Origin of the sequence: Pseudomonas syringae, assembly GCF_021605415.1 — a bacterium.
In the GTDB taxonomy this organism is placed as follows: Bacteria; Pseudomonadota; Gammaproteobacteria; order Pseudomonadales; family Pseudomonadaceae; genus Aquipseudomonas; species Aquipseudomonas syringae_S.
Genome location: NZ_WKEQ01000008.1, coordinates 19,788 through 45,067 on the forward strand (window position 1 = coordinate 19,788; position 25,280 = coordinate 45,067).

18 protein-coding genes and 2 tRNA genes are annotated in these 25,280 nt (G+C 53.3%); 13 read left to right on the forward strand and 7 right to left on the reverse strand.

What is annotated here, in order from left to right; genetic code table 11:
• Positions 1-88 precede the first annotated feature (88 nt).
• From GIW69_RS07495 to GIW69_RS07510, 4 genes are all read left to right on the forward strand, one after another.
• Positions 89-649, forward strand: coding sequence for a YbhB/YbcL family Raf kinase inhibitor-like protein (locus tag GIW69_RS07495; protein ID WP_236481497.1), 561 nt, complete (start codon positions 89-91; stop codon positions 647-649).
• A gap of 44 nt (positions 650-693) precedes the next feature.
• Positions 694-969, forward strand: a complete 276-nt coding sequence (locus GIW69_RS07500) for a hypothetical protein (RefSeq protein WP_236481498.1) — start codon at positions 694-696, stop codon at positions 967-969.
• 973 nt (positions 970-1,942) lie between these two features.
• Positions 1,943-3,037: a nucleoid-associated protein gene (locus GIW69_RS07505; RefSeq protein WP_236481499.1), complete on the forward strand. Its 1,095-nt coding sequence runs from the start codon at positions 1,943-1,945 to the stop codon at positions 3,035-3,037.
• The gene (locus tag GIW69_RS07510; RefSeq protein WP_236481500.1) at positions 3,034-4,485 is read left to right on the forward strand and encodes a hypothetical protein; all 1,452 of its coding nucleotides are present in this window, start codon (positions 3,034-3,036) and stop codon (positions 4,483-4,485) included. The genes GIW69_RS07505 and GIW69_RS07510 overlap by 4 nt, the downstream gene beginning before the upstream one ends.
• A 450-nt stretch (positions 4,486-4,935) precedes the next feature.
• On the opposite strand, the gene GIW69_RS07515 is transcribed toward GIW69_RS07510, so the two are convergent.
• Entirely contained in the window at positions 4,936-9,993 is a 5,058-nt protein-coding gene (locus GIW69_RS07515; RefSeq protein WP_236481501.1) for a HEAT repeat domain-containing protein, read from the reverse strand.
• A 485-nt stretch (positions 9,994-10,478) separates the two neighbouring features.
• Between GIW69_RS07515 and GIW69_RS07520 the strand changes: the two genes are divergently transcribed.
• Together GIW69_RS07520 and GIW69_RS07525 are read left to right on the forward strand one after the other, a co-directional pair.
• Positions 10,479-10,548 (forward strand) — tRNA-OTHER (locus GIW69_RS07520).
• 49 nt (positions 10,549-10,597) lie between these two features.
• Entirely contained in the window at positions 10,598-11,482 is an 885-nt protein-coding gene (locus tag GIW69_RS07525; RefSeq protein WP_236481502.1) for a hypothetical protein, read from the forward strand.
• Positions 11,483-12,216: 734 nt separating this feature from the next.
• Here GIW69_RS07525 and GIW69_RS07530 read toward each other — a convergent pair.
• Together GIW69_RS07530 and GIW69_RS07535 are read right to left on the reverse strand one after the other, a co-directional pair.
• The gene (locus GIW69_RS07530) at positions 12,217-12,708 is read right to left on the reverse strand and encodes a hypothetical protein (protein WP_236481503.1); all 492 of its coding nucleotides are present in this window, start codon (positions 12,706-12,708) and stop codon (positions 12,217-12,219) included.
• Positions 12,709-12,889: 181 nt separating this feature from the next.
• Positions 12,890-13,138, reverse strand: a complete 249-nt coding sequence (locus GIW69_RS07535) for a helix-turn-helix domain-containing protein (protein ID WP_236481504.1) — start codon at positions 13,136-13,138, stop codon at positions 12,890-12,892.
• A 1,234-nt stretch (positions 13,139-14,372) separates the two neighbouring features.
• On the opposite strand from GIW69_RS07535, the gene GIW69_RS07540 reads away from it, so the two are divergent.
• Both GIW69_RS07540 and GIW69_RS26365 read left to right on the forward strand, forming a co-directional pair.
• Positions 14,373-15,056 carry a VWA domain-containing protein gene (locus GIW69_RS07540; protein WP_236481505.1) on the forward strand — a complete coding sequence of 228 codons (684 nt, stop codon included), beginning with the start codon at positions 14,373-14,375 and terminating at the stop codon, positions 15,054-15,056.
• Positions 15,056-15,469, forward strand: coding sequence for a protein phosphatase 2C domain-containing protein (locus GIW69_RS26365; RefSeq protein ID WP_496570903.1), 414 nt, complete (start codon positions 15,056-15,058; stop codon positions 15,467-15,469). Before GIW69_RS07540 ends, GIW69_RS26365 begins: the two co-directional genes overlap by 1 nt.
• Here GIW69_RS26365 and GIW69_RS07545 read toward each other — a convergent pair.
• A complete protein-coding gene (locus GIW69_RS07545) occupies positions 15,466-15,657 on the reverse strand; it encodes a GTPase (protein ID WP_236481506.1) in 192 nt (63 codons plus the stop codon). The two genes, GIW69_RS26365 and GIW69_RS07545, sit on opposite strands and share 4 nt — an antisense overlap.
• Positions 15,658-15,826: 169 nt before the next feature.
• On the reverse strand, positions 15,827-17,311 hold the full coding sequence (locus GIW69_RS07550) for a sigma 54-interacting transcriptional regulator (RefSeq protein ID WP_236481507.1): 1,485 nt from the start codon (positions 17,309-17,311) through the stop codon (positions 15,827-15,829).
• A gap of 324 nt (positions 17,312-17,635) precedes the next feature.
• On the opposite strand from GIW69_RS07550, the gene GIW69_RS07555 reads away from it, so the two are divergent.
• Together GIW69_RS07555 and GIW69_RS07560 are read left to right on the forward strand one after the other, a co-directional pair.
• Positions 17,636-17,983, forward strand: a complete 348-nt coding sequence (locus tag GIW69_RS07555) for an AAA family ATPase (RefSeq protein ID WP_236481508.1) — start codon at positions 17,636-17,638, stop codon at positions 17,981-17,983.
• Positions 17,984-18,187: 204 nt separating this feature from the next.
• The gene (locus GIW69_RS07560; RefSeq protein WP_236481509.1) at positions 18,188-18,721 is read left to right on the forward strand and encodes a hypothetical protein; all 534 of its coding nucleotides are present in this window, start codon (positions 18,188-18,190) and stop codon (positions 18,719-18,721) included.
• A 621-nt stretch (positions 18,722-19,342) separates the two neighbouring features.
• Here GIW69_RS07560 and GIW69_RS07565 read toward each other — a convergent pair.
• Positions 19,343-19,419, reverse strand: a tRNA-Arg gene (locus tag GIW69_RS07565).
• Between the two features lie 443 nt (positions 19,420-19,862).
• Between GIW69_RS07565 and gabD the strand changes: the two genes are divergently transcribed.
• From gabD to GIW69_RS07580, 3 genes are all read left to right on the forward strand, one after another.
• Positions 19,863-21,305: an NADP-dependent succinate-semialdehyde dehydrogenase gene (gabD, locus tag GIW69_RS07570; RefSeq protein ID WP_236481510.1), complete on the forward strand. Its 1,443-nt coding sequence runs from the start codon at positions 19,863-19,865 to the stop codon at positions 21,303-21,305.
• 199 nt (positions 21,306-21,504) lie between these two features.
• A complete protein-coding gene (gene gabT / locus GIW69_RS07575) occupies positions 21,505-22,782 on the forward strand; it encodes a 4-aminobutyrate--2-oxoglutarate transaminase (RefSeq protein WP_236481511.1) in 1,278 nt (425 codons plus the stop codon).
• Between the two features lie 141 nt (positions 22,783-22,923).
• A complete protein-coding gene (locus GIW69_RS07580) occupies positions 22,924-24,135 on the forward strand; it encodes a response regulator (RefSeq protein ID WP_236481512.1) in 1,212 nt (403 codons plus the stop codon).
• A 138-nt stretch (positions 24,136-24,273) separates the two neighbouring features.
• On the opposite strand, the gene GIW69_RS07585 is transcribed toward GIW69_RS07580, so the two are convergent.
• Positions 24,274-25,263 (reverse strand): sensor domain-containing diguanylate cyclase, encoded by a 990-nt coding sequence (locus GIW69_RS07585; RefSeq protein WP_236481513.1) that lies wholly within the window; start codon positions 25,261-25,263, stop codon positions 24,274-24,276.
• Positions 25,264-25,280: the final 17 nt, after the last annotated feature.

The following is a 25,280-nucleotide window of genomic DNA, read 5'->3' on the forward strand; positions in this document are numbered from 1 at the left end:
GGTTCAGCCATTTGCCACTGCCACCGCACGAACGGTACGGCTATAGTCTGCAGGCCGACGACGGCCCAACCGCACAAGGTGCTCCGCAATGACCCGATTGACCTCTCTCACCCCTTGGCTGGCGGCCCTTGCCGTCGCCCTTTGCGTGCAGCTTCCGGCACAGGCTGTGGAGCGTTTTAGCCTCAGCATCCCCGGCGTTTCGGACAATCGGCTGTTCACCTCGGCGGCGGCCAGCGATGCCAGCGGCTGCGGCGGCAAAAACCAGTCGCCTGCCTTGAGCTGGAATGCCGGGCCGTCCGGCACACAAAGCTACGCCATCGTCATGCACGACCCGGACGGGCAGAAAGGACTGGGCGTCGATCACTGGATTCACTACGGCATCAAGCCCACGACCCGCCAGATAGCGGCCGGCGTCGGCGCCAAATCCGCGCTTGAAGGGATCGGCGGCACCAACAGCAAGGGCAACACCCACTACGTCGGGCCATGCCCGCCAGTCGGTGACAGTGCTCACCATTACATCATTCAGATCTATGCGCTGGATCTGGCTCCGGACGCTTTGCCTGCCGGTCTGACGCGCGCCGAACTGATGGAAAAAATCAAAGGTCATGTGCTGCGTAACAGCAGCACGGTGCGGCGTTACCACCGCTGAACATTTTTAGTGGCGTTATTCCTGAACGCGAATCCCCCGGCCATTTGGCATTGCCTTGTAAAAGCGCGCACTATCGGGTCATTGCCGATGCGCTGGAGGACACCGTGGCAGCAAAAATCGACCGCATCGCCCAACTGCTCAACTGCCCGCAAAAAGGCGAACAGATCCGTCGCGCGATTACCGAAACGCGTAAGGAATTTCTGCTGAATCAGCCGGAAGAGAACGTTCTGGAAGAAGAGGACGATTTTGAGGAGGAGACTGGCGAGGAGGAAGGCGAGGGTGATGATGAATATGATGAGTTTGATTGGACGACGGAGTGAGTAATTTGCTTTTGATACGCCCTGCTACGAAACCGGAGACCAACGGTAAATTGCGACAGGCTGGAATACGCGGTGTATTTCAGCCAGCCGCAACGAAATTGACGGTGGGGGAACTCAGCGCACTTATCGATGAAGTTGAATCTACGTTGGGGTTTGAAAATCAGATAGGCAAGTAGGTCAGTTTCAGCGGTATCAGCCGTTAAGTCTCCGAGTCTGTCTGTCCGTAATGTTCAATCAAAGCGCGTACCAGATTGTCCAGAGTCCAAAGTGTCAGCGGTACGCTGGCTCGCTCCGCTTCATAATACGCATCCTTACTGAAGCCACCGGTGCTGACATCGCTCACGGAAATCGTCATATAAGCGGCCAGACTCGCCTCAGATCATCCACATTTTGGTCATATCACCTCCTTGGTAATGACGTGTGAGTACGCCATCAAGCGATACGCAGGGTACGGTGATTCGGGCATCGCCATCAATTGACAAATTCAAGATGCAAAAAAGCCCCAGACCCATCAGGCCTGAGGCTTTCTCGTTTCAATTCATGGTGCACCAGGCGGGATTCGAACCCACGACCCCTGCCTTCGGAGTCCTAAAAATCGACGTTTAGAATCAATACGTTAGCTCGGATTAGCTGGGAAATCAAAGGCTTGTGGGAGCTGGGGTTAGCGGGTTTTCGCCCTGGTTAGCGGGGCGAGTGTGGCAAATTTGTGGCATTCCGATCAGTAGGTAAGTCTCTCCGCTCACCTAGCCGCATCACAACTCCAGCAGATAAAGCAACGCTAGCTTGATCGTATGCCATGCACCTTCCTTCATCCTGCTAGCTCCCCGACCAATGTAGTCGTTCCGAATACGTCGGACAGACTGGCGTGACGACTTTTTCTAAAAGACATCATCGAGTGCTTTGCTACCGGTGATCCGAAAACGGTCAGCGCGGCAAGTTCCCGGCTACAAAGCAATGCAAGGTCAGTGTATGTTTGTACAGTGCCTTGAGTTTTTTCAGGCTAAAAGCCTCGCAACGGGATAAAAAAAATGATTTGATGTTTGATGGCATTTCGCCGCCACCATTCAGGGAAGACATTACTTTGGCTACACTCACTGAAATAGAGATTGAAGAACTTAAGATTGAACATTTTATTTTTCACGTGGTGCACCACGGCGAACCTGATGCAATTTTGTTTGACGATACCCCGCTGGGAACATTTGAGCCTTTTTTTATCGATCGAATAAAAGAGACGCTTCGCGGGAACAAATTCTCCTTTGCTAAAGACTCGCATGTCCAAGAAAAACTGATCGACTGGCAGGCAAAGAAAGTTTCTTTCGTTGATTTATCAAAAAGCCTCGCTCGACAATTTCATGGGCCACGAGATAAACGAGTTAAGCCTGGGGTGTTAATTGTTATCGCTCTCGCAACAGGAAAAAAGAAGCTCTATTCACTTATAAAATTCGACTCGGAAAAAGTGGTGACTTTTCAGGTGAAGGGAGCCAAGGCTATCCTGGAAGCGGTAACCAATAATTTTACAGAGTCGCCAAAAGCCCTACAAAAATCGGCGCTGATTGATCTTGGATCGAAAGATGCTGAGGTCGTAGTGATTGATAAAATTAGCCGTTCAGGGATCAGTGACTTCTTTAAGAAATTTCTCGGGGTCGAACGGCTCAGAAATTCAGAAGAAATGACTAATGATATTGTTAAAGCAATTCAGCAGACGGTAAAAATTCACCTGAATGATCTGCCGCCTGCCATCACCTCAAAAGTTTCTGAAAAGATCGTAGAGATTGCCGGCAAACGTAAAGAGTTTGAAGCAGATAGTTTTTTTTCTGATTTTTTTGGTGTCAAAGAAACGGACGAAATTCGTGTGACTTATGATCGGGAACTAAGTGATCGAAAGTTGGTGGGTGAAGTATTTATTTACGATGAGGGGGCGTTGCCTCGTAGTGATGCAAAGAAATATGTGACGTTTGAAGGTATTACCATAAATATTCCAGCCAAGGCTAAAAATAGCTTTAGTTATAAGGATGATAAAGATGGTACTACGATTACGATTCGCACTTCTCGGCTGCGTGAAAAATGAAACTGAGATTTGCGGAGGATGTTGCTGAGCTTTTTAAGAGGTTGTGTGGGGCTGAGCAATTCTTTCTCACGGAGTCTTCTAGTGCGTTGCGTATAGATGGCGGCACTGTTTCTTCCGATGATTTTATAATGGAAATTAAACGCCTTAACGCAGAGGCAGAGAAGGAAGGCGTTGGGAGTTTTGAAGTTTATGGTGAAGTTGCACAAGAAGTAGATATTAAGAAAGTTCAATTTGAAGATTTACGGGGCGATCGAGTTACTGTTGTTTTTGAAAAGAACACCAAAAGCGGCTTGCACTATTTTCTGACTTTAAAAGGGTTCGAGTGGTGGTTGCGAAACGAAAACTTCGACACTATAGATGAGAGCAAGAAAAAATGTATTAGAGTGTTGGGTGAAGATAATCCATTTTCAACCTATTCACTTTCTGTTCAAAAGTTTGAAGCTAGTGATGTTGTCGTAGATGCGTCATATACACCTGAAAAACCATGGAAATTGGTCAGGGATCTTACTCGAGAACGCACACCTCAGAACATCTCTCCTTGGCTGGTCGAAACAGCGCCGATAAAAGAGGGTCCAGCCTTTGCGGTATGGAAAGAAGTAGCTAAAGAGAAGCTTGTTTTTTGTTTGCCGTCTGAAATACGTCAGGAAAATGAGCTAGTTCAAGTTGTTTTTCGTGGCGGGCGTTCAATTCCGATTGCCGTTGATTCTGCGATAGATTGGACTGTGGTTAGTTACGATATTGTGCATCAGACATGCAGCTGGATTTATGCTAACTCTAGGGAATCTGAAACTAGGTTTCATCTTTTGAATAACCACATAGCCACAAACTGGGTGGGTGAAAGTGGCTGGCCATCTTCTATAAATGTTCTGTTGCCCAATAGTTTGATTGGGGCCAAAGAAGCATTTGCATTTCATTTGCAAGACCAAAGCAAGGAGGCCGTGAAAAGTTTAGGTGATCTGCGTAAGGGATTGCAAGAAGAGGTTAATAAGACTCAGTCAGCAACTAGAGATTTGATTTCATCTATCTGGCGAGATTTTGCCGTGGCTGGTCTGATTCTGGCGCTAAAAGCACCTGTTTCTACTGTAGGTGTGATGGAGTCAGCCATGAAGATTCTTTACTTTGGTGTTTCGATATTACTGTTTATTAGCTTGGCTGTAGGAACTGTTTCAGTTTGGCGATTTAATTACTTGGCAGATGTCAGTAGGAAGGATTGGCGCAATAAGCTATATAATTTTATGTCGGACGAAGACTGGCTAAAATTGGTTGAGCGACCTATTTTATCTGGTCGATTAGTCTACTGGGTATCTTGGTTTATTTGTTTTGTAGTGTATTCACTATTTATTCGTTATTTCTTGTCTCTAGTTATCCCAGATTTTATTGAGAGTCACATTGATGGTCCAGTGTTTTGGGTTATAAGTTATTTTAAAGAGGCTTGGTGTGTTTTTTGAGGCTCTTAGCCGTTCGTAGTGAGTGTCTCCTAATGGCTGTTTTCTGACTGTAACGACGGGCGAAAATCGAACCATTGCTGCCGGTGGTGACAGGCAGCAATCGGTCCTGGCTGTGTAAAAACGCATGCATCGTTTTGAAGTCTGCGTTGCTACGTAAAATCCAGCGCTTGGTTAGTCAGCTGACCAGAAATTTGCATAAGAGTGCGATTTTCTTTCCGATTCCGACTGTCAAACCTGTTCTAAAACGTTTTTACACAGCTTCGGTCAGGAGCGGACGCTCGGCTCCAGCGTCACGCTCTAACGACAGTGCACTGCATCTATCCGGGTGTACACAGATGATCTCGCCGATCATGAATAGCCATACGGTCAACAACGAGTCCCATTGTGCCTTAGGAGTACCGCGCCGGTACCGCTGACACTACGTCGGGTATGTATATCGACGGGATACTGTTAGGGACACACGTTGTGGAATAACTTTTCCGCCGCCTCGTCGAGAGCGTCTATTTCCGAACGACTGAAATGGACCCAGTTTTCTTCACGAGACAGTTGGTTCTCGACGGTCACGTAGGAACCAGGATCCCCCTCAAGAACCCTCATAATTTTCTGCTTGTAAAACCAACTCATATTTGCGGCAAGAACGTTCTCAAGCGTCTTACGCCACCCAGTAACTTCGCAAAAGCGCGGATGCTCCCTGAGCCGTGCAAAACCACGTGATAGTTCGATACTTTCGTCCTGCAGGGCGGGTGACCTCACATCGAAGCGAGACGCCCATCGCCCAAGCAGCCCCGAAAGAAGTGGTACCGCCGCGGGGGACGAAATTCGCTTCACTAAGTTGCACAGGCTTTCAAAAAAGACGTCGTCACCGAGCAAGAGGTAGCGGTGAAGAATCGGCGCTAGACGCTCGTCAAGAAGTTGCTCTGTCGCCTTAAGACCGTCGCTTCTTCCGAGAAAGGGTAATAGCACGTCGGCGTCGGACTCAAGCGCCTGGTAGAGGCGTTCGGCATCGCCCTGTGCGCCGAGGCTAGCGATGAATTGAGCCCCATAGGTGCTAATCCAGGGCCATCGCAGGCGCTCGTCATGCCAAGCCATAGGCAATTCAAATCGGTTGGCAGCGGCAATGGCAGGGCGGAGCCGCTCGGGAATGGATGTGTCACCGGTCGATGTCGAACTCTCTCTGCCCACAAGGTGGCCTTCGGAGGTAAACGTCATTGAGGGTGTGAAGCGGATGACGGCTGTCCGGGGGTCGTTGGCCGGATCCGCGAGAGAGATGAGTCTCTGCACTTCCTCCCGATCCAACCGCGAAAGCACGACAGGCTGACTTGGCTCGAGCCCCACGTTGGAGGCCACGCGAAGAGCGCGCACCGCCGCAGAATAGTCGAGCAGCGAGTTAGGCGCCGGCACCGGAGGCTTGCGCTCCGGTGATGCACTCACCATGTTCTCGGATTGGCGACGACCCTCTTCGAATTCGTCGACAATCCGACCTAATAGAGCTGTGCCGCCGCAGGACGACCTGGCCAGGACGCGGCGCAGTCGCGGGCACAGGTCGGGATCATTGTCCCCGACCCGGCGTCGTTCCAGCAGGCATTTGACCGCCAGCCACACAGAAGACGTACTAGCCAGCACTTCTTCGATATCCTGGGCACGACCACAATGGCGGAAGGCTCTAACGACTGCCGCGTGCAGAAGGGGCGTTTGAACCCTATTCAGCAATCGCTGAATACCTGCTGGCGATGGATCACTCACCAAGCTCGTGTGGAGCCATTGGGCCGCGTCGGATGGCGACGGCAAGTCACCCCTCGCGAGCAGTTGGCTCCACTGCTGCTCGAGAACCGAAGCGATGAACACGATGAAGTTCGCTTCGCTGTCGGACAGTAAATCTGACACACCATTCTGCAGCATGCCACTGAGAGAAGCGTGAGCCTGCAGGTTGTCATCATGATCGATCGTAAGGGGTGTGCTCTCCGCCAGAACCGATGGGGCGATCATTTGGAGAGCGGCGCTGAAGGGTAAGCGTCCCGCCGCCCAAATGGCCGCGCGCCGAATTACCCAATGAACCGATGAGTCCGTCGCAAGCTTAACGAGTTGCGGCGCGAAGCCTTCGTCCCGTGTCCGCATCGCGACAATGCATTGCCATAGGGCGAGTTCTGACGAGGCTGACCCACTCGCTAGATCGCTGGCTGAAGATGGGCCGCAAGCGGTGAGCGCCTGCGCGAGAAGCGCAACGACTTTGGAGTTCTGCTCGATGACAATCTGGCGCCGGAGCACTTCCACAGCGCGTTGGGAGCGTCGGCGAGCAAGCCCAAAAATCGAGACACTCCGGACCGAAGGATCTCGGTGCTCAACGCCTTGCATGAGGAGATCGGTGACAGCGGGCCACGCGGTTTCGCCAACCGCGTGTAGGCAAGACGCCAAGAAATGAGGCGGCAGCGGATCCAACGGCGGCGACGCAAGCTCGGCTTGCAGTATCGGGACGCCGGCGACGAAGGGCTGTTTTACAAACAGCAGTACAAAAATCCTGTCCCAAAGGCCGGCAAGCGGATCTTTCGGCAAAGCTGCCAGACGGCTCCGTAGCCCCCCAAGATCCACGTCTAAGAAAAGAAGGACTGCAAGAGCGGCGTGACGACGGGGGGGCGGCGCCGATGGGTCGAACAGAGTCCCTTCATATCGCTGAGCATCATAAGCTGTGGGCGCGAAGGCTGGCCCCAGGAGAGCGTAATCGTGAGGGACCGGACCCGACACGAGGGGGTCCACCAAAGTCTCAAACGCCGGGTGACCGATAAAGAGCAGGAGCCGCCAGGCATTAGCCTTGATTTCGGCTTCGTCGCCATCGCTCCCGAGAATGTCGACACAGAACGGGCGTAACTGTTGACGCGCCGACCAGATGAGTGATCCCACTGGGCCAAATGAAAGCGATCGGGTTGCGATCATCGCCGATACCGACATTTTTCTAGGTAAAGCGGCCAGAATTTCCACCACGTCCTCGCGTCGCTCGACCGCCAACTTCACACTGTTCCAGGGAGCGTCTCGGCGAGTTTCGTCGTCCGCTGGGCGAGCGAAGATTTCAAAGGCCAGCGCAAGCGCGGCGCGCCCACCGTCGCGTAGCAAGAACGGCAACAATAGGCGCTGAACGTCCGCTGGTTGCGACTTCGCGAAGCCGACAATTTCGGTTGAGGGAGATCGGCATCCTTGGCGAGCGGCGATCAAAAGCCATGTCAGGCCTTCCCGACGCTCCTTGGCATTTCCCGCTTTGGCAACTGTAAATACAATAAGGTCTTGAAAACGCGAGGGGTTGAGCGTGAGTATCGCTTCAACCATCGGTCGCGCCCAATCATGGTCGCTAAAATAGCGAGAACGCTGCTGGGCCAGCAGGTCTATGAGAAGACCATCCACGGTATCTGAAGCAAGTTCCAGCAGGATAGATCGGAGGAGATAGAAATTATCGATGCGCTCGGTTCGCGCAGCGACAGCGACCACCTCTTGCGCGCTGACCAGCGCCCAGCGGGTCACATAGCTGGCGAGACTACTCCATGTCTCTCCTCGCAGGAACGTCTCTCGGCCAAGGGATTGCGCTTCAGCAGAACGACCTGCCTTGCCGAGATGGAATATCTGCGCGGGGATATCGCCCAGTCTCCCATACCAGTCCGCCAAAGCGCCGTGGGCGCTCTGCCGCACGGCTGACGCAATGCCAGACTCCAGCCCCGCGCGAACGGTTTCGTGCATCTCCAGGAAGCCTTCGGCATCAGTTCGAAGCAGGCCAATTGCGACGAGCGCCTTAATGGCAGCGCCGACATTTTCATCCGGAAAGGCAGCCTCAGCATCATGCAGTCGGAATGGCAGAGCAAAGCAAACAAGGCGTTCCGCCGCAGACCTGACGCCGGATGCGAGCTGATTAAAACGGCTCTGCTCAGCAGCTGAAACCATATCTTCAGGCGGTCTACTCGCGATGGAGAGCATCGCTTCCAAAGAGGGCTGGCGGGCCAAGGACTCAGCCAGCTGAGCATAAAGTCCGGCTGGCCGGCCAACGGTGATGCGATTGAAGATATCCCACAGCACGCTGCGGTCGGCGTCGAGGTGGTAACGAACCACGAGGCTTGCGAACTCCTCCCAGCGGAAGCCGCGCATATTGATCGCGAGGATGCCTGCACTGTCGGTCTCGACAGGGCTTAGCGCACTGAAGATACTTTGTTGACCAAACACGACGAGGCGGCACGAGCCCGGTGTCAGGACGCGAACGAATCGCCCCAGGTCGCGGCCGAATTGCGCATTACACGCTCCCTCGACCAGATCGAACAACAACTGTACCGGGCGGGAGAGGCCACTGCAGACCTCTGCCAAGCGGGCGATCACGGTCTCGTCGGCGGATTTGCTGTCAACAGCGAGACTGAACAGATCAGGTATTCCCCGACGCAGAAGATGGAAGGCGACTCCGGACATCACGTCGCGAAATGCCACGTCAGCGCGCACACGGACATAAATCGGAAGGCGGCCCGGATCGTGGTCCTCCAGCGCGGCAGCCGCCTGAGCTGCTAGCGTCGTCTTGCCTGACCCGGATATCCCAATGACCTCGACCACGGTGCTTGCTCCGGGCTTGACTAGGCCATCAGTCAGATCCGGTCTCAAAATTCCAGCTACTGGAGGAATAGGCGGCTCTGTCGCAGCACTCATCTGCGGCCAAGCGCTGCGGAGCTGGACCTCGAACCCCTGCCGATCGATCGTCTCTCCCGGTCGTTTGGCAACATCGTTAATGAAAGAGCGGAAATTTCCAAACAGATTGTGTTCCACTGTCTCCGCTGATAGCCGGTATTCACGTTGTAACCGGTCTTTGAAGCGCTGACCTACGTCAGCCTCAGACCCGTAGTTATCCAGAATTTCGATCCGTGTGAGAACCTCTGGGAGATGCTGGTGAATCCAGGACGCCCGTTTTTGATAGCGACTTACGACCTCGACGTCGGCATTTGCCGCGCTCAATCTCTGGCCGTACTCGGTAAGTAGAAGATCGCGCGCATCATTAGCGATGCTGGGCGGGTTCTTGAAACGCCATTTGAGAAGGGATTGACGCTGCTGGGGGGGAAGATCGCCCAATACCGCGGCGCGAGCCATTAGGTGGACTACCAACCAATATAGTTCCGCCTCCCTATCCGCCGCTGCGCTCCCTGCTGCGACCAAGCGCCGAACCTGAGGCTGCACAGCGTCCCCTAAAATCCAAGCCTGCTGACTGTCCAAGGTCGTGAGTTGGTTCAGGGTGTTTGGGAGGAGTTCATCCGCAACTTCAGAAAGTCGCCAAGGCTGATTTTTGGGAACACCTTGATCCGTCTCGCGCGGCTTTTTGACTTGGATGTGGCGGTGACGGTCACGACCGTTCTCGCGCCCAATTAAATCTAAATCGGCCGAGCCTTCCGGCCGAGCCTTGGCGCCTAGGCCGTGCAAGTCAAAATGATCAAACAACTGATCCAGAATGACGATCGCTTGGTAATCGAAGCCGCTAATTGCGATCCGTCCGCCAGACACGTGTTTCTCCTTCAAATTCCCAGAGCATATCTCACTAATTGCTCGTTTTAAGCCCGCATTTTTGTCGTCCTAGGCGGAACATCGCCCCTTGGAGTCAGATTGACTAACCTATTCCGTTTTACGACGTTACTTACCAACTTGTTGAGTGTGAAGGTCTGCTTTTGGCCGTTTTTGCCTGTCGCGAAGGACGGCAACCGACCGATTGTGTTGAAAAAGTCGGCTTCGGTTTCCACGGCAGAAAAGTACGCGTCTGAGATTGAAATCTGTGTTCTGCGCAGAAGGTTCAGGGCTCAGATTTGACGTAGTAGCGTGTAAAAAATGCGTTTTCAATGCTCAATGCTCAATGCTCAATGCTCAATGCACTGGCCGTCTGGCTAGGGCGACTTTTTCAACACAATCGACCCATTGCGGATTTTCGTTAAAGGTGGCAATCGACGTCAAACGGTCACATTTGCTAACTTTGTAACATTGAGGGATAATTACGCTGGGCTTTGGTGTAATTGGTTGCACATCCTGCGAAATCAGGAAGGTCCCGGTTCGAGTCCGGGATGCCAAAGTAATCTGGAAAGATTATTTTGGCATCTAGATTCAGTACATTTGAAAAATGCTCAGACTCATAAAAGCTGTTCTTCGTAAAGTTTTTTTTCCTGAGCGCCTAAACGTAGCCATCGCTACTCCTCTCGCTATCGAAGATCCTGCTCTTGCCACCTCAAGAGAAGCCTACGCACTTGATCAAAATAAAGTAATTTTATCAGTCAAAAGATATCATGAGGAAAACTTTGATCAAGTGTCAAATGCTGTTGAATTGGCAGAAAACCAGCTAAGAAAATTTATTGCCAAGCCGAATTCACTAGACCCTGCCAAGGCACTAGCCAACGAAATCACACTAACTCGATTCTATACTTTGATTCTTGGGGTTTGGTGTGAGGCTCGCCTTCATAAGCTATTGTACGAAACAGGAGCTTTTGATGAAGCTGATAGGTCTGTAGTTTACAATATAAAAGCTATTGAACATCGATGGCAAGCCGCCTTGGAGATAGGTATACGGAAACACGCATCTCTCAATCCTATGGACGAGATAAATGGGCAAACATTAAGTTTCTCAAAGTTCATGATTTATGAAGAGATTCGAAATTGGATATTAATTTATTTCTCTCCTGCGATAACCTTGCGAAACAAAATTGCACACGCTCAGTGGACAAAGCCTTTCGGTAATATGCAGGGTCAGTGGATAAATAGTTCTGACTTTCGTATCAACCAGAATTCGATGGATGCGCTTAGAAATGAAAATCTACTAACCATCACTTTGAAATTTAATCTAATAAAGGAAGTCTCCACAACAATCAATAATCTTGCTGTCGATAGTGCTATATTTCAAACGACTGACTTCGACGTAAGGCACAAAATAGTTTCTGGCGTTGTGTCTAAATTGAATAACGCTGATTATGCAAAATATCGAGCAAGTATTGCTGGTAAGTATGGGACTTAACCTTGCCGCTATACGACAGCGTCGCTGTCTTGTTAGATAAATATCCTTTCTTACTAATTTTGCTGGTCGCCAAATACTCCGGACTGTTGACACCCTTGTAAGTATGAATAATCGCATGCAGGCTATTTGTTGCGGAAATGAACTGGAAGTGTATTTCAGAGCAGCTGTTGGTATTAATAATTCTCTTAAGTCCAGACACCTGTTGGTGGTCGGCATACTATATAAGCTGTACGTCAAAAAAGCCGAAACTTCCTAGATGCCGGCAGCAGCTTGTGGGGTGTGACGTAATCCTACACGAAGGGTCGCTTTTGGCCGATTCTTGCCTGTCATAAGGGGCAGAAAACGACCCAAAGAGGTCGTTCAACTAAAAGCTAATCTAGCCAAGCTAGCCCTCAGTGCGTATCTTTTGATGAGTTGCCTTGGGCAATTAAATATACCTTATTGATAAAGAATGATGTCAGTGGCTTGGATGCGCATTAATGGTCGCCCAAGTAGCTTTGCGATAAATAGCTCCAGGCGCACCCAGCCCGAAGTGTTGGCTGCGGGTGATTCAACTAGTAGAACGGCATGTGAAAATAATAATGCGCGTATCACACGCAACTGCTCCCAGCGTGAGCCAGTGTCTTGAAGGCAGTGGATGAACGGCATGCAAACGTCTCGCAAGTGCTCATCCAACATCCGAAGGGCGTCTGTCGTGACCACTCCGTCCCGACGTGAGTAGCTGACAAAGAGCTTCATTTGATAATGCTCAAGTGGTACAAGCCCCATATTGAAAAATTAATAACCAAGAGCATTACGTAGAGCCACATGGAGTGGTTGAAACCGGCTGCGAGAATACGCTTGTAGAGTGAGGCCTTTACCCTCGATGGCTCAATAACTCTCGCTGAAAGCGAGATAATTAGTTTCATCGAGTGATCTGAAGCAAGTCGTTCGCGAATTGCATCCATCATTCCACGCAACTTGACTTGATAGAAGTACCCCGTGGCGTCTAAGAACCAAAAACACAAAGTAATTATCAGTCCCGCAACAAATATCGAGTGATCAAGTTTGTCTGATGTGAACTTTACAATAAATGCCAGAACAACAAACAGCGTTGTGACACAGAATTTCTTTATCTCAAAACAAAAGCTGCTGATTTGCGATACTGCTCCATGCAATTGATCGAGAAGCTTCCAGTCGAGCTCGTCATTTAAACTTTTAGTATAGGGTTTGTTCGGTATTTTCATGTTTTCTTTGCTTATCTGCTGCTTTAATATGAGGTGGTCTGCGAATATCACATTTTATGTGTCGATTAGAGAGCTAAGGTTAGCGTCAATGCTGGCTATGACCGATATCTTCAACAGCCGCGTTTGGCTGATCTCTGCCAGTCATGTCCTGCCGGATACAAGTAGGACTGGGATGCATGCATTACCCCTCGTTAAGGGCTTGCTCATACGTTTTGGAAAAGCTTGAGAGATCAGTCTTAAGGACGAGACAAAGATCGCGAAGCTGAACAATATCGAGCCTTCTGACTCCTCGCTCCACATCACTCATGAATGACTGCGGTCTACCCAGGGCAGCAGAGCACTGTGCTTGAGTCATTCCGGACTCGACGCGCATACGTTTTAGCACTTGAAGAAAAATTTCGTGCTCACGTCGATAGATCGCTTTGGTCATGGCCGCGTATCTGGAGGGGCGGCTTGCCAAGCTATATCTGCTTTTAAGATATCTGATTTTCAGATATTTTCTTGCTGAATATTCGCATGAGGAAAAGTGATGAGGCAGATTTCGGAGCTATTTCGAGTGCTTTGGATTGTTGGGAGTCTGCCGGTTGGTGCGTTGCTGCTGGTTGTGGTGGTTTTGTGCGGTTTCAACCTACCGTTCTTTTTGGGGTTTTCTGGCGGTGCTGATCCGGCCATTCGATGGTTGTTCACTACGGCTCATGTTTTTTCTTTCCCGGTGTTGGGGTGGGTCTCGGGGCTTGCCCTGAGCAGGGAAGGTAGGCAAAGCAGAGGGAGTGAAACGACTGGCGCGCGCCGGTTGTGAGTCGCCAGGTACTGGCGGTATCACAAACCCTACCTTGTCCATGTAGTTCCCTCGCAAAAATAGGTGATACCTGCAAAATCCGGATACAGAGGAGTTGCAAGGAGCGTTGGCAGTGAGGGGACAACGCGGATACGAAAAAAAGGCGCGTTTAGGACGATCGCTCTGATCATAAGTGCATCATTTTGAGATGAGTCCAGGACGATGAATGGACGGTGAACGCAACGAAACAGAACAACGCCAATGGGGTGTGATTGGTAGGAATGATTGACGATGCGGATGCAGTATCGCCTAGCCCAGAGTGTTTTTTCTGACCTTTACCGAGAGATAAAAACGAGATACTCATAGATGAAAACTCATGATGGAAGAGAATGCATTTCGGGATATTGGTAGTGAAGTCACAGAGAAGCTAAAGTCAGTTAGGTGTTGGGGGGACTGCGGGTCTGTTTAAGCGGAGGCTGGCGGAACTTTTCTTTAGACGTTGGACGCATTGTCCTGTGTGCGCGATCCCATCATGATCTCAAAGTGATATTGTTCTGATCAGCCCGTTTGACTGACTAAGTCATTAGTATCATGGCGACGCAAAAATAATATTTTTTGTATAGGCACAAAATTTTTTATTGTCTAGGGCTCGCCTGTAGGTGTATGTCATTGATTTTAATGGATTTTAAGTTGGCATTTTCCGTGCATTGACAACTGATAACTCCCGTTTTAACCAGTGAGGTGCACCTTGGGATTCGCCAAATATCAGGAAGACATCGTAAGCCGGTTCGTGAACGACACCCGTGATCGCGAGACTTTGCTGGGTGGGGCTGTCCCCCCACAAGAAATCAAAAGTAAGCCTGTAGTAAAGCAAGGAGCTAAACCTATGTCCGGTTTGAAGCAATTCCAAATGAGTTCCGCACGGCCGCTACCTATCATCGTGCTGGCAGACGTTAGTGGAAGCATGGGCGTTGACGGCAAGATCGAGGCGCTAAATGCGGCGCTAAAGGAAATGATCAACACCTTCTCGACTGAGAGTCGTCTTCGTGCCGAGATTCAAGTAAGTCTGATTACCTTCGGCGGGACCCAGGCAGCGACCCACCTGCAACTCACGCCCGCACATGAGGCCCCTAAGATCGAACCGCTGATTGCATCAGGCGGCACTCCAATGGGAAGCGCGCTTGAGGCTGTTCGTGAAATTCTTGAAAACAAAGAGCTGATATCTTCGCGAGCTTACCGCCCGGTTCTTGTCCTAGTTTCCGATGGCCTCCCCACAGACGATTGGAGCCAGTCCTTCCTTCGCTTGCAAGATTCCGAGAGAGCCAAGAAAGCAACTCGTTTGGCTATGGCGATCGGCGCCGACGCTGACGAGGAAATGCTTCAGAGCTTTATTCAGGATGTAGAAGCGCCTCTATTCAAGGCCCATAACGCCCGAGATATTCACCGCTTTTTCCGTGCTGTGACCATGAGCGTCACGACCAAAAGTCGGAGTCCCAATCCGGACCAATCGGCAGCCTTCGTAATTGATGATCTGCCGAATGAAGATCCCATGAACGGGCTGGAGTATTAATGCGATTTGTGTCTGCTGGCACAAGTGTTCGCGGGCCGGCGCATGTGGATGAGGACCTACCAAACCAGGACGCCGTTGCGCTTCGTGGCAGTCGCGGTGGCTGGGTGGCTGCGGTTTGCGACGGTTTGGGCTCGTGTCAACTGAGCGATATCGGTTCTAGGGCGGCGTCAGGCGCTGTTCTAGAAGTCCTAACGGCAAGGCCTCGGTTAGAGCCTGCGGCCGCCAACGCGGCCATTCATGCACGGTGGATCGAGCGGGTCAGTCCGCGCCCGATGGAAGCCGTAGCGACGACTTGTCTCTGGGCGTCCGTGGACAGCGAAGGGCGAGGGCAAGCTAGCCAACTGGGCGATGGACTAATCCTCTTTCGCAGCGCCGGGCGTTTCTACAGGCTGACCCCTGAGCGCCAAGGCTAGCTTTCCACCTGCAAAGTCGTAGCAGTGAATTTGCCAACTGGCGCCACCTCTGCACCCATCAGCGAGTTGATCGTACTGGATTTACCGACACCGGTTCGTCCCACGAGCAAAATGGTGATCCTCTCCTTCTGATTCAGCATCCGTTGGATCTGCTGGTCAGCATACTCGGCGGTATATTTTTCGCTCATGAAGGGATTCCTTTTCTGTTCCTTCCAACGGTTCTGTAGCTCGTAATTCCGTTATTTACTGCATCGCAGAGGGCGAGCAACTAGGTTTGTGAAGCAACTCAAAGCCTATGGATGAATCTTTCAAAAAGCTGTCGTCATTCGCTACATGGCACAAGTCGTGCCAAGTGTCTCAGTCTTTCATCCAGTTGCTCAATGTTTGGTAGTGGACTATGCCCAAAAGCTCGGCTGCGCGCTTCTTGTTTCCGCCACTAAGGCTTAAAGCCTCACTGATGTAATGATCCTTAATTTTTTCGATAAGGCCTTTTAAATCAATACCTTGCCCTATTAAGGTGGGGAGCCCTAAAGTGTTCGTTTCGGCGGGGTCAGGATGAACTAGCAGTGCTTCCGATACGTCTTCGGCTGTGATGGTGTCGTTCTCGGCCCACATCGAAATACGGCGCAGCGTATTGATGAGCTCGCGAACATTGCCCGGCCAGTAGTGTTGAAGAAGAATTTTTCTTGCGCTAACGGAAATTTTTTTATGGTCGTAACCACGCGTAGTACGGTTCTCTTCACCAACCAACTCCCAAAGGTAATCGATCAGCAAGTTGAGGTCGCCCTCACGCTCACGCAGAGCTGGTAGGTAGAGAGTGGCCACGGCAAGCCTATAGAACAGGTCTTCGCGGAAAAATCCCTGTGCGACTGCATGAATCAAGTTGCAGTGAGTAGCTGCGATGATCCTTACATCTATAGGGACGGCCTTGCTGGAGCCGACGCGAACGATTTCACCTTCCTGAAGTACTCTCAGCAACTTGACCTGGATGGGCTTCGGCAGCTCGGCAATTTCGTCGAGAAAGAGCGTGCCACCGTTAGCTTGTTCGAAGTGGCCTGTCCTCGTTGCAGTTGCACCGGTGAAGGCACCTTTCTCGTGGCCGAAGAGTTCGGACTCCGCTAGATCGGGGGGAATAGCGCCGCAGTTGATGGCAATGAATGGTTTGGACGCGCGCGGGCTGGCCCGGTGTATGGCTCTTGCAAACATTTCCTTACCAGTACCGCTTTCACCTTCAATCATTACTGGTAGTGAACGGAGGGCGGCTTTCCTAGCCCTATGCTTGGCACGAACCAGCTGAACCGAGTTACCCACGATAAAGTCGAACTCTGGATGCTCGATGGCTAGCTTGTCGCGAGTCAAGCGTGTATCGGATGCGAGAAAACTGTCAGCCACGAACTCAGCGGCTAGATTAAAGGGAAATTGAACATCCTTCAGACCAGACTCTCTGCTCGTTTCGATCAGGCTTGCCTGAAACTTGCCGTTAGCCAGCATGATCCAGACGGCCGCCATGGCTGGTGTACCCGGACTTAGGTGGAAGGTCGGCTTAGCTTTTGGGTTGGCTTCTTGCCAAGACTGAATGAACGCCTTGGCCTCGCGATAAATCGCAGCAAAGTCGGTCGGTGAGGTGAGTTTTACCGAGTGTAGCTGCAGCGTGATCGAACCAAACCGCTGACGTAACCAAGTCAGGTACTGGGTGGCACGCTCAGTCTCGTAGTTACAAAGCAGATGAACTGAGTTGAAAGCTCTTTCAGTGAGGGCGTGTGCAATCGGCCCCAAACCATTGGCTTCGTCTGTAGAGGCCTTGAGGTCAGTGTTACCTATCCATGAAAATAACGTGGCCATGCGCATCCCAGCGGAGTTGAATCCATAGCATTCTCCGGGTGGGCAGCTTCCTGCGTCAACTTGTCAAAACGAATAGTTTTGGGGGGGGCTAGATAAAACTGATCGGGTCCGCATCCAGTGAATCGCCTTGGACTCATGAAATCAGTCAAAGACTACGGAGTGCTCTAGAAACAAATCGGCAGGTATTCAGCTCGCTTCGCGAAGAGCCGTAAGCAGCCACACCGGCATTTTGCTGGATGTTAATTGCTTGAACTCGGATGGCGTTAACGTGTTCTTGATTTTTTCAACAACAAACGGATTCACGCCGTCTTTAAGGAAATCCCCATGCGTCTCAAGTCCGTCAAACTAAACCATTTTTGCGGCTACCGCGCCACCACTGTCGTTCCCATCGACAAAGCCATGACCGGCATCGTCGGTCGCAACGACTATGGCAAATCGACCATCCTTGAAGCCCTGGCGATCTTCTTCGAGAGCGGCGACGTCAATGCCGACAAAAGTGATATGAACTGCTTCAGCCTGGCCGAAGGCGCTGAGCAGTTCGAGATGGCCTGTGAGTTTCACGACCTGCCAGCAGTCAGGGGAGCGGCTGGCACCTCCTGGACGTTAGCCGTTGGCGGGATAGGCGTGCCCATCGCATCACAGCCTCATTTGACGGTCGTCAGTCTGCTCTAGAGCGCTATGCGGCATCCTGTAGCGCGTCGGGATGCTAAAGGAATCGATTGATCGTGAGGCAGTCGCCCGGCGAGTAAGGAAAATGAATGGTTTCGGATAACTTTGTCCCGCTAAAGTTTCGCTGGCCTGAGCTGTATCAGCATTCATCCCTGGCTGAGCGCTATACCCACTGAAATATCCATCCCTGAGTCAAAGCTAGGCCGTATGAAGCTGGTTCCGGGCGATGCAGTAAAGGTCAAGGGCGAGCTTGATGAAGATCAAAGGTTCAATTTCTTCGTCTTGGAAAGCAGGCACGCCGAAAAGCCGTGGGATGTGTTTTCGGAAAAAATAGGCGTTGTGAACAATGTAAATGAGGAAAAGCAGGTCATTCGCTACATCGTCGACCGAGAGGTTAATGGCGAAATTCCCATGTCAGAACTGTCAGGAGCTTTTGCAGAAGGCGATACAATCGAGGTAAGGCTCTCTCGTTACGTTTCAAAGCGTGGCCCCATGTATCGAGTTCTACTCGCTCGGGCGACCGATAAAAAACCAAGCGAACTCTTGAAAAAGGATTTTTCTGAAGAGGTCCGCGTATCTAACGGCATGGGATTTACGCAGAACGATATATTTGTACCAGCCCATTTGTTAGCAAAGCATCATATTGATGACGATCAAAAGATAGCTGGCACGGCAGTGCTGAGCTACAACGTGAAACGGGCTCGTTGGGGTTGGAAAGCAGTTGCAATTGATCGGGGGTGACCACAGCTGGTCCCTGGGGCATAAAGGGCTTTTTTGTTAAAGGAGTGGCGAGAGTGATTTTCGTCTCGTCGGTGTCCGGCGGTTCTAAGAAGATGCAGAGGGCGTACTTGTGGCATTTGACTTGAGCAATACCTTGGTCGTGGGCATCTCAGCGACTGCTCTGTTCGACATGAGCGAGTCTGATCAGATGTTCAAGGCGGCACTGGAGGCTGCCCCCCTGAAAGCGTGATCGAGACCTATCGCCAGTACATGCAAGAGCGAGAGGACGAGCCACTGGCGCCGGGTAGCCGATGTGGACGCCGGACGTTTGATCGATCACTAAACAGTTCAGACCTGGGGCAGACGGCCTTAGCAACGAAACACCGCTGTCGGTGCCTCTCTGAGGGTAGTTGGTGCGGCGAACAAGGCCGCTCATCTACTACCAGTTGAGTGACTAGCCGTGCAATAAGTGGTTGCCCTCAGATCGGTACAGAGTTGCAGCCTACAGTCCGGCTTATGGCTAGTTCTCAAAAGTTTGACTCGCCGAATGGGAGTGCCAGACCTCAAGGCACGGTTTAGGCACAGAATTGGCACAGCCCAAAACAAAAGGGCCCAGGTTTTCACCTGAGCCCTTGCTTTGTATGGTGCACCAGGCGGGATTCGAACCCACGACCCCTGCCTTCGGAGGGCAGTACTCTATCCAGCTGAGCTACTGGTGCAGCGGGCGACATCATACCTAGGTCGGCTCGGGGCGTCCATGCTGGGTTTTGGCGTGGATTGTCAGTGCGCGTGTCGGATGGATCGCTGTATTCCATAAAGCGGTAACGTTCTGCAAAAGGCTCGTTTGGCGCTTTGGCGAGACTGATCTATGGTTTGCCTGCGGTCGGGACTTTTGGCTCGTTGATCTGAAAATTTCAACAGAGACGGTATTTTTGTTCTTTTTTTCGAACGGCCTATTGTCCTTTCACCCTGTTGAACCTACGATCCGTTTGAGATTTCAAACGCTTTTTGCCTGGGCGCTGAACCGCACGTGTTTCGAGTGGTGCGCTATTGATGTGCTTCAGCCCGGTGAATGATTTCCCTGACGGCAGCCTTGCGAGGCGCCTTTCTACAATCATAACTTTGCTCCGCGCCCGTCGCGGTGCTGTTAAGGAAAGCCGACATGCAGCTTAAAGACACCCAGTTGTTCCGCCAGCAAGCGTTCATTGATGGCGCTTGGGTCGATGCGGACAACGGTCAGACGATCAAGGTCAACAACCCGGCAACGGGCGAAATTCTGGGCACCGTGCCGAAGATGGGCGCTGCCGAAACCCGTCGCGCCATTGAAGCTGCCGACAAGGCGCTGCCGGCCTGGCGTGCACTGACCGCCAAGGAACGCGCGGGCAAGCTGCGTCGCTGGTTCGAGCTCATGATCGAGAACCAGGACGACCTGGCTCGCCTGATGACTCTCGAGCAGGGCAAGCCGCTGGCCGAAGCCAAGGGCGAAATCGTTTACGCCGCTTCGTTCATCGAGTGGTTCGCCGAAGAGGCCAAGCGCATCTACGGCGACGTGATCCCGGGCCACCAGCCAGACAAGCGCCTGATCGTGATCAAGCAGCCGATCGGCGTGACCGCAGCGATCACCCCGTGGAACTTCCCGGCCGCGATGATCACCCGTAAAGCCGGTCCTGCCCTGGCCGCCGGTTGCACCATGGTGCTCAAGCCTGCCTCGCAAACTCCATTCTCCGCTTTTGCCCTGGCTGAACTGGCCCAGCGTGCGGGCATTCCTGCCGGTGTGTTCAGCGTGGTTTCCGGCAGCGCCGGCGACATCGGCAGCGAGCTGACCAGCAACCCTATCGTGCGCAAGCTGTCGTTCACCGGTTCGACTGAAATCGGGCGTCAGCTGATGTCGGAATGCGCCAAGGACATCAAGAAAGTGTCCCTGGAGCTGGGCGGCAATGCGCCGTTCATCGTGTTCGACGACGCGGATCTGGATAAGGCCGTCGAAGGCGCAATCATTTCCAAATACCGCAACAACGGTCAGACCTGCGTCTGCGCCAACCGGCTGTACGTTCAGGACGCCGTCTACGACGCGTTCGCCGAGAAGCTGAAAGTGGCCGTGGCCAAACTGAAAATCGGCAACGGTCTGGAAGACGGCACCACCACCGGTCCGCTGATCGACGAAAAAGCCGTGGCCAAGGTGCAAGAACACATTGCCGACGCGGTGAGCAAAGGCGCTACCGTGCTGGCGGGTGGCAAGCCGATGGAAGGCAACTTCTTCGAGCCGACCATTCTGACCAATGTGCCGAACAATGCAGCCGTGGCAAAGGAAGAAACCTTCGGTCCGTTGGCCCCGCTGTTCCGCTTCAAAGACGAAGCCGACGTGATCGCTATGTCCAACGACACCGAGTTCGGCCTGGCTTCCTACTTCTACGCCCGCGACCTGGGCCGTGTGTTCCGTGTCGCTGAAGCGCTGGAATATGGCATGGTTGGCGTCAACACCGGGCTGATCTCCAACGAAGTCGCGCCGTTCGGCGGCATCAAGGCCTCGGGCCTAGGTCGTGAAGGCTCCAAGTACGGCATCGAAGATTACCTGGAAATCAAATACCTCTGCCTGGGCATCTAAGTTCGAAAACTCAGGCCCGGCAGGGCATTGCTGCAAACGCAAAGGGCACGAGAGCGCTGTCCCTTTGCGTCGTTTCAAAACGGAATTTTCTCTGCGGCCAGGAACGCTGTGGCAGTCGATCATCGCATGCTGCCACTGTCGATTTCTCCCGCTTAATCCTTGAACAACGCCGCCCGATGAGCGGCGAATGAGGACTGTAATGAGCAAGACTAACGCTGACTTGATGGCCCGCCGTACCGCTGCTGTTCCACGGGGTGTTGGCCAGATTCACCCGATCTTCGCAGAGTCCGCGAAGAACGCGACCGTGACCGACGTTGAAGGTCGCGAGTTCATCGACTTCGCCGGCGGTATCGCCGTGCTGAACACCGGCCACGTGCACCCGAAGATCATCGCTGCCGTGACCGAACAACTGAACAAACTGACCCACACCTGCTTCCAGGTACTGGCTTACGAGCCGTACGTTGAGCTGTGCGAAAAAATCAACGCCAAGGTTCCGGGTGATTTCGCCAAGAAAACCCTGCTGGTCACCACCGGTTCCGAAGCGGTAGAAAACGCCGTGAAAATCGCCCGTGCCGCCACTGGCCGCGCCGGCGTGATCGCGTTCACCGGCGCTTACCACGGTCGCACCATGATGACCTTGGGCCTGACCGGTAAAGTCGTGCCTTACTCGGCCGGCATGGGCCTGATGCCAGGCGGCATCTTCCGTGCGCTGTACCCGAACGAGCTGCACGGCGTGAGCATCGACGATTCGATCGCCAGCATTGAGCGCATCTTCAAGAACGACGCCGAGCCGAAAGATATCGCCGCTATCATCATCGAGCCTGTTCAGGGCGAAGGTGGTTTCTACGTGGCGCCGAAGGAATTCATGAAGCGTCTGCGTGCGCTGTGCGACCAGCACGGCATCCTGCTGATCGCGGACGAAGTGCAGACCGGCGCAGGCCGTACCGGCACGTTCTTCGCCATGGAACAGATGGGCGTTGCTGCCGACCTGACCACCTTCGCCAAATCCATTGCCGGCGGCTTCCCGCTGGCCGGTGTGTGCGGCAAGGCCGAATACATGGACGCCATCGCGCCTGGCGGTCTGGGCGGCACTTATGCCGGTAGCCCGATCGCTTGCGCCGCGGCCCTGGCCGTGATGGAAGTGTTCGAAGAAGAACAACTGCTGGATCGCTGCAAGGCTGTCGGCGAGCGTCTGGTCACTGGCCTGAAAGCCATTCAGGCCAAGTATCCGGTGATCGGCGAAGTGCGTGCCCTGGGCGCCATGATTGCCGTCGAGCTGTTTGAAAACGGCGACAGCCACAAGCCTAACGCTGCCGCTGTGGCATCGGTGGTGGCCAAGGCGCGTGACAAAGGTCTGATCCTGCTGTCCTGCGGCACCTACGGCAACGTGCTGCGCGTACTCGTACCGCTGACCTCGCCGGACGAGCAACTGGACAAAGGCCTGGCGATCATCGAAGAGTGCTTCTCGGAGCTGTAATCGCCGAGCGCAGTGTGATCGGTTCGACAAAAAACCCGCTTCGGCGGGTTTTTTCATGCCTGTGAAACAGTGACAGAACTTTAGCGCTGTATCGAATGGCCGGCATTGGCTAAGGTTCAGGCATTGCAAGGGAGCGCGCGCATGACGGCTGTTGATTTACCCGCAGTACCGAGAGTTTTGATCGCCGAGGCCGACCCCTGGTCTCGTGACTTGCTCAAGCAGGTGTTGTTGAACGTGCGCTGCGATGCGCGGCTGGATCTGTGCGCCGATGGCCAGCAAGCCATCAACCTGCTTCGTGAAGTCCCCTATGACCTGGCCATCGTCGACTGGGAGCTGCCCGGTGTGGACGGCTTGAATGTGTTGCGCAATGTGCGTCAGCGCAAACGCAATCCGCCGCTGCCGTTCATCCTGATGAGCAGCCGTAACGACACTGCCAGCGTGCGCGAGGCACTGCCGCTGGCGCCGACGGCTTACCTGACCAAACCCCTGAATATGGAAAGCCTGACCCAGCGTCTGCAGGATTTACTGCTTAATCCCGGGGAGGAAGTGTCGTGTGAAGTGCCGTCGCTGGCGCCGGGCATGACGCTGTCGGTTTACCTCGAACGGCGACGGGAACAGGCCGATGGCGCGCCGTTGATGACCGACGTGCAAGTCGCTGTCAAGCGCAGCCTCAATCCTGACGGCCTCAATCTGAAACGCCTGGAAGATGAAATCCGCACCGATCCGCAAATAACCGCCGTGCTGATTGCTGCCGCGAACAGCGCTGCGCAGCATCGAGGGGCCGCAGTGCAGACGCTCGCGCAAGCATTGCAGCGGCTCGGCACCGGACAAAGCATGAATCTGATACTCGGTCTTGCGCTCAAGCGCAGCGCAAGGCTCAGCGACCCATGCCTGGCGGATTACGCCGAACGTTATTGGGGGTTGTCACTGCACACGGCCGAATACGCCCGCACCCTGGCGCGCCTGCTCGATCTGGATCAGGAGCGCTGTTATTGCGCAGGAATGCTCCATCGTCTCGGTGATCTGGCGCTGCTGCGCTGCCTGCAGGAGTGGAAGCAGGCCGGCGGTGAGCTGGACGAGCTCGAGGAAGTCGGTGAAGCGCTGGTGCAGTTCGGTGCGGCTTATGGTTCGGCGTTGCGCACCCGCTGGCGTCTGCCGCTGGAGCTGCGCGAGCTGATTGCGGCGGTCTATCAGCTCGGTGGCGGGGTTTACTCACGAGAAGCGCTGGTGATGAACATGGCGGCGCAGATGGCCCGTCTGACCGAGCATGAGGGCGTGGAGGCATTGTCCAAGAGCCGAACGGCGCGGTTGCTCAAGATCGGACTGCCGGAATTGATGCGGATGCGTAAATAGCCCAGCGTCACAAATCCAGTGTAGGCGTGAGCCTGCTCGCGATAGCGGACTGTCAGCCAAACCGGTGTTGAACGTCAGGGCCTCATCGCGAGCAGGCTTACCCCTACAGGATTTTTTGTTGCATATTCGGGATGTTTATCAGTCAGAAATGATCCGGTTCTTGCCTTGGCGCTTGGCCTCGTACATTGCGGCATCCGCCCGGGCAAACAGGCTTTCCAGGCTAGTGTCTTCGTCGGTTAGGCTGGTCAGACCCTGGCTGACGGTGATGCCGAACGATTGCCCGTCATGTTCGAAAGTCAGCCGCTGGATCTCCCGTTGCAAGCGTTCGGCCACTTGCATCGCCATGTCCGGCGCACAGCCGGGGAACACCGCCGCAAATTCTTCACCGCCAATTCGTCCGAACACATCGCCCCGGCGCAATGAAGCACGGCCACATTCGGCGATGCGCTGCAGAACGTTGTCGCCCTCGGGATGGCCGTGGGAGTCGTTGATGATTTTGAAGTCATCGATGTCCAGCAGTAGAAAGGACAGCGGAGAGCCCTGCAGGCGGGCCTGTTCGAACTCGCGGTGGGCGCATTCGAAGAAGTGCCGGCGATTGCTGCTCTGGGTCAGCACGTCGGTAGTGGCCAGGCGTTGTAGCTCGCTTTCCAGCTGTTTCTTGTCGGTGATGTCTTCGGCCAGGCCGACGATGATGACTGGTTGCCCCGTCTCTTCCTGGCGATTAATGAAGCACTTGTCGCTGAGCCAGCGTACCTGGCCGTCGGCGGCAATGATTCGATACTCGCGGTCTTCAACAGCGCCTTTGTGCAGAACCTCGCTGAGGCTGCGTTCGGCGTAGTCGAGGTCATCGGGATAGATGCTGTCGCGCCACTGGTTGTAGTCGGCCAGCAGCAGTCCGGCGGAACGGCCGAAAATCCGCTCGTAGGCAGGGCTGACATAAAGCACCTGACGAGTTTCCCAATTGAATGCCCACAGCACGGCGTTAACGCTGAACAGTAAGGAACTGAACAGCTGCTCGCGCTCGCTCAGGCGAGCGACTTCACCTTGGGCATGAATCAGGGCCATGAGCGTCTGCGCAGCGTCGGGCCACTGTGGAGGGGATGCGTCTTTCTGGTTGTTGTTGACCATCGGCACAAATCTCAAAG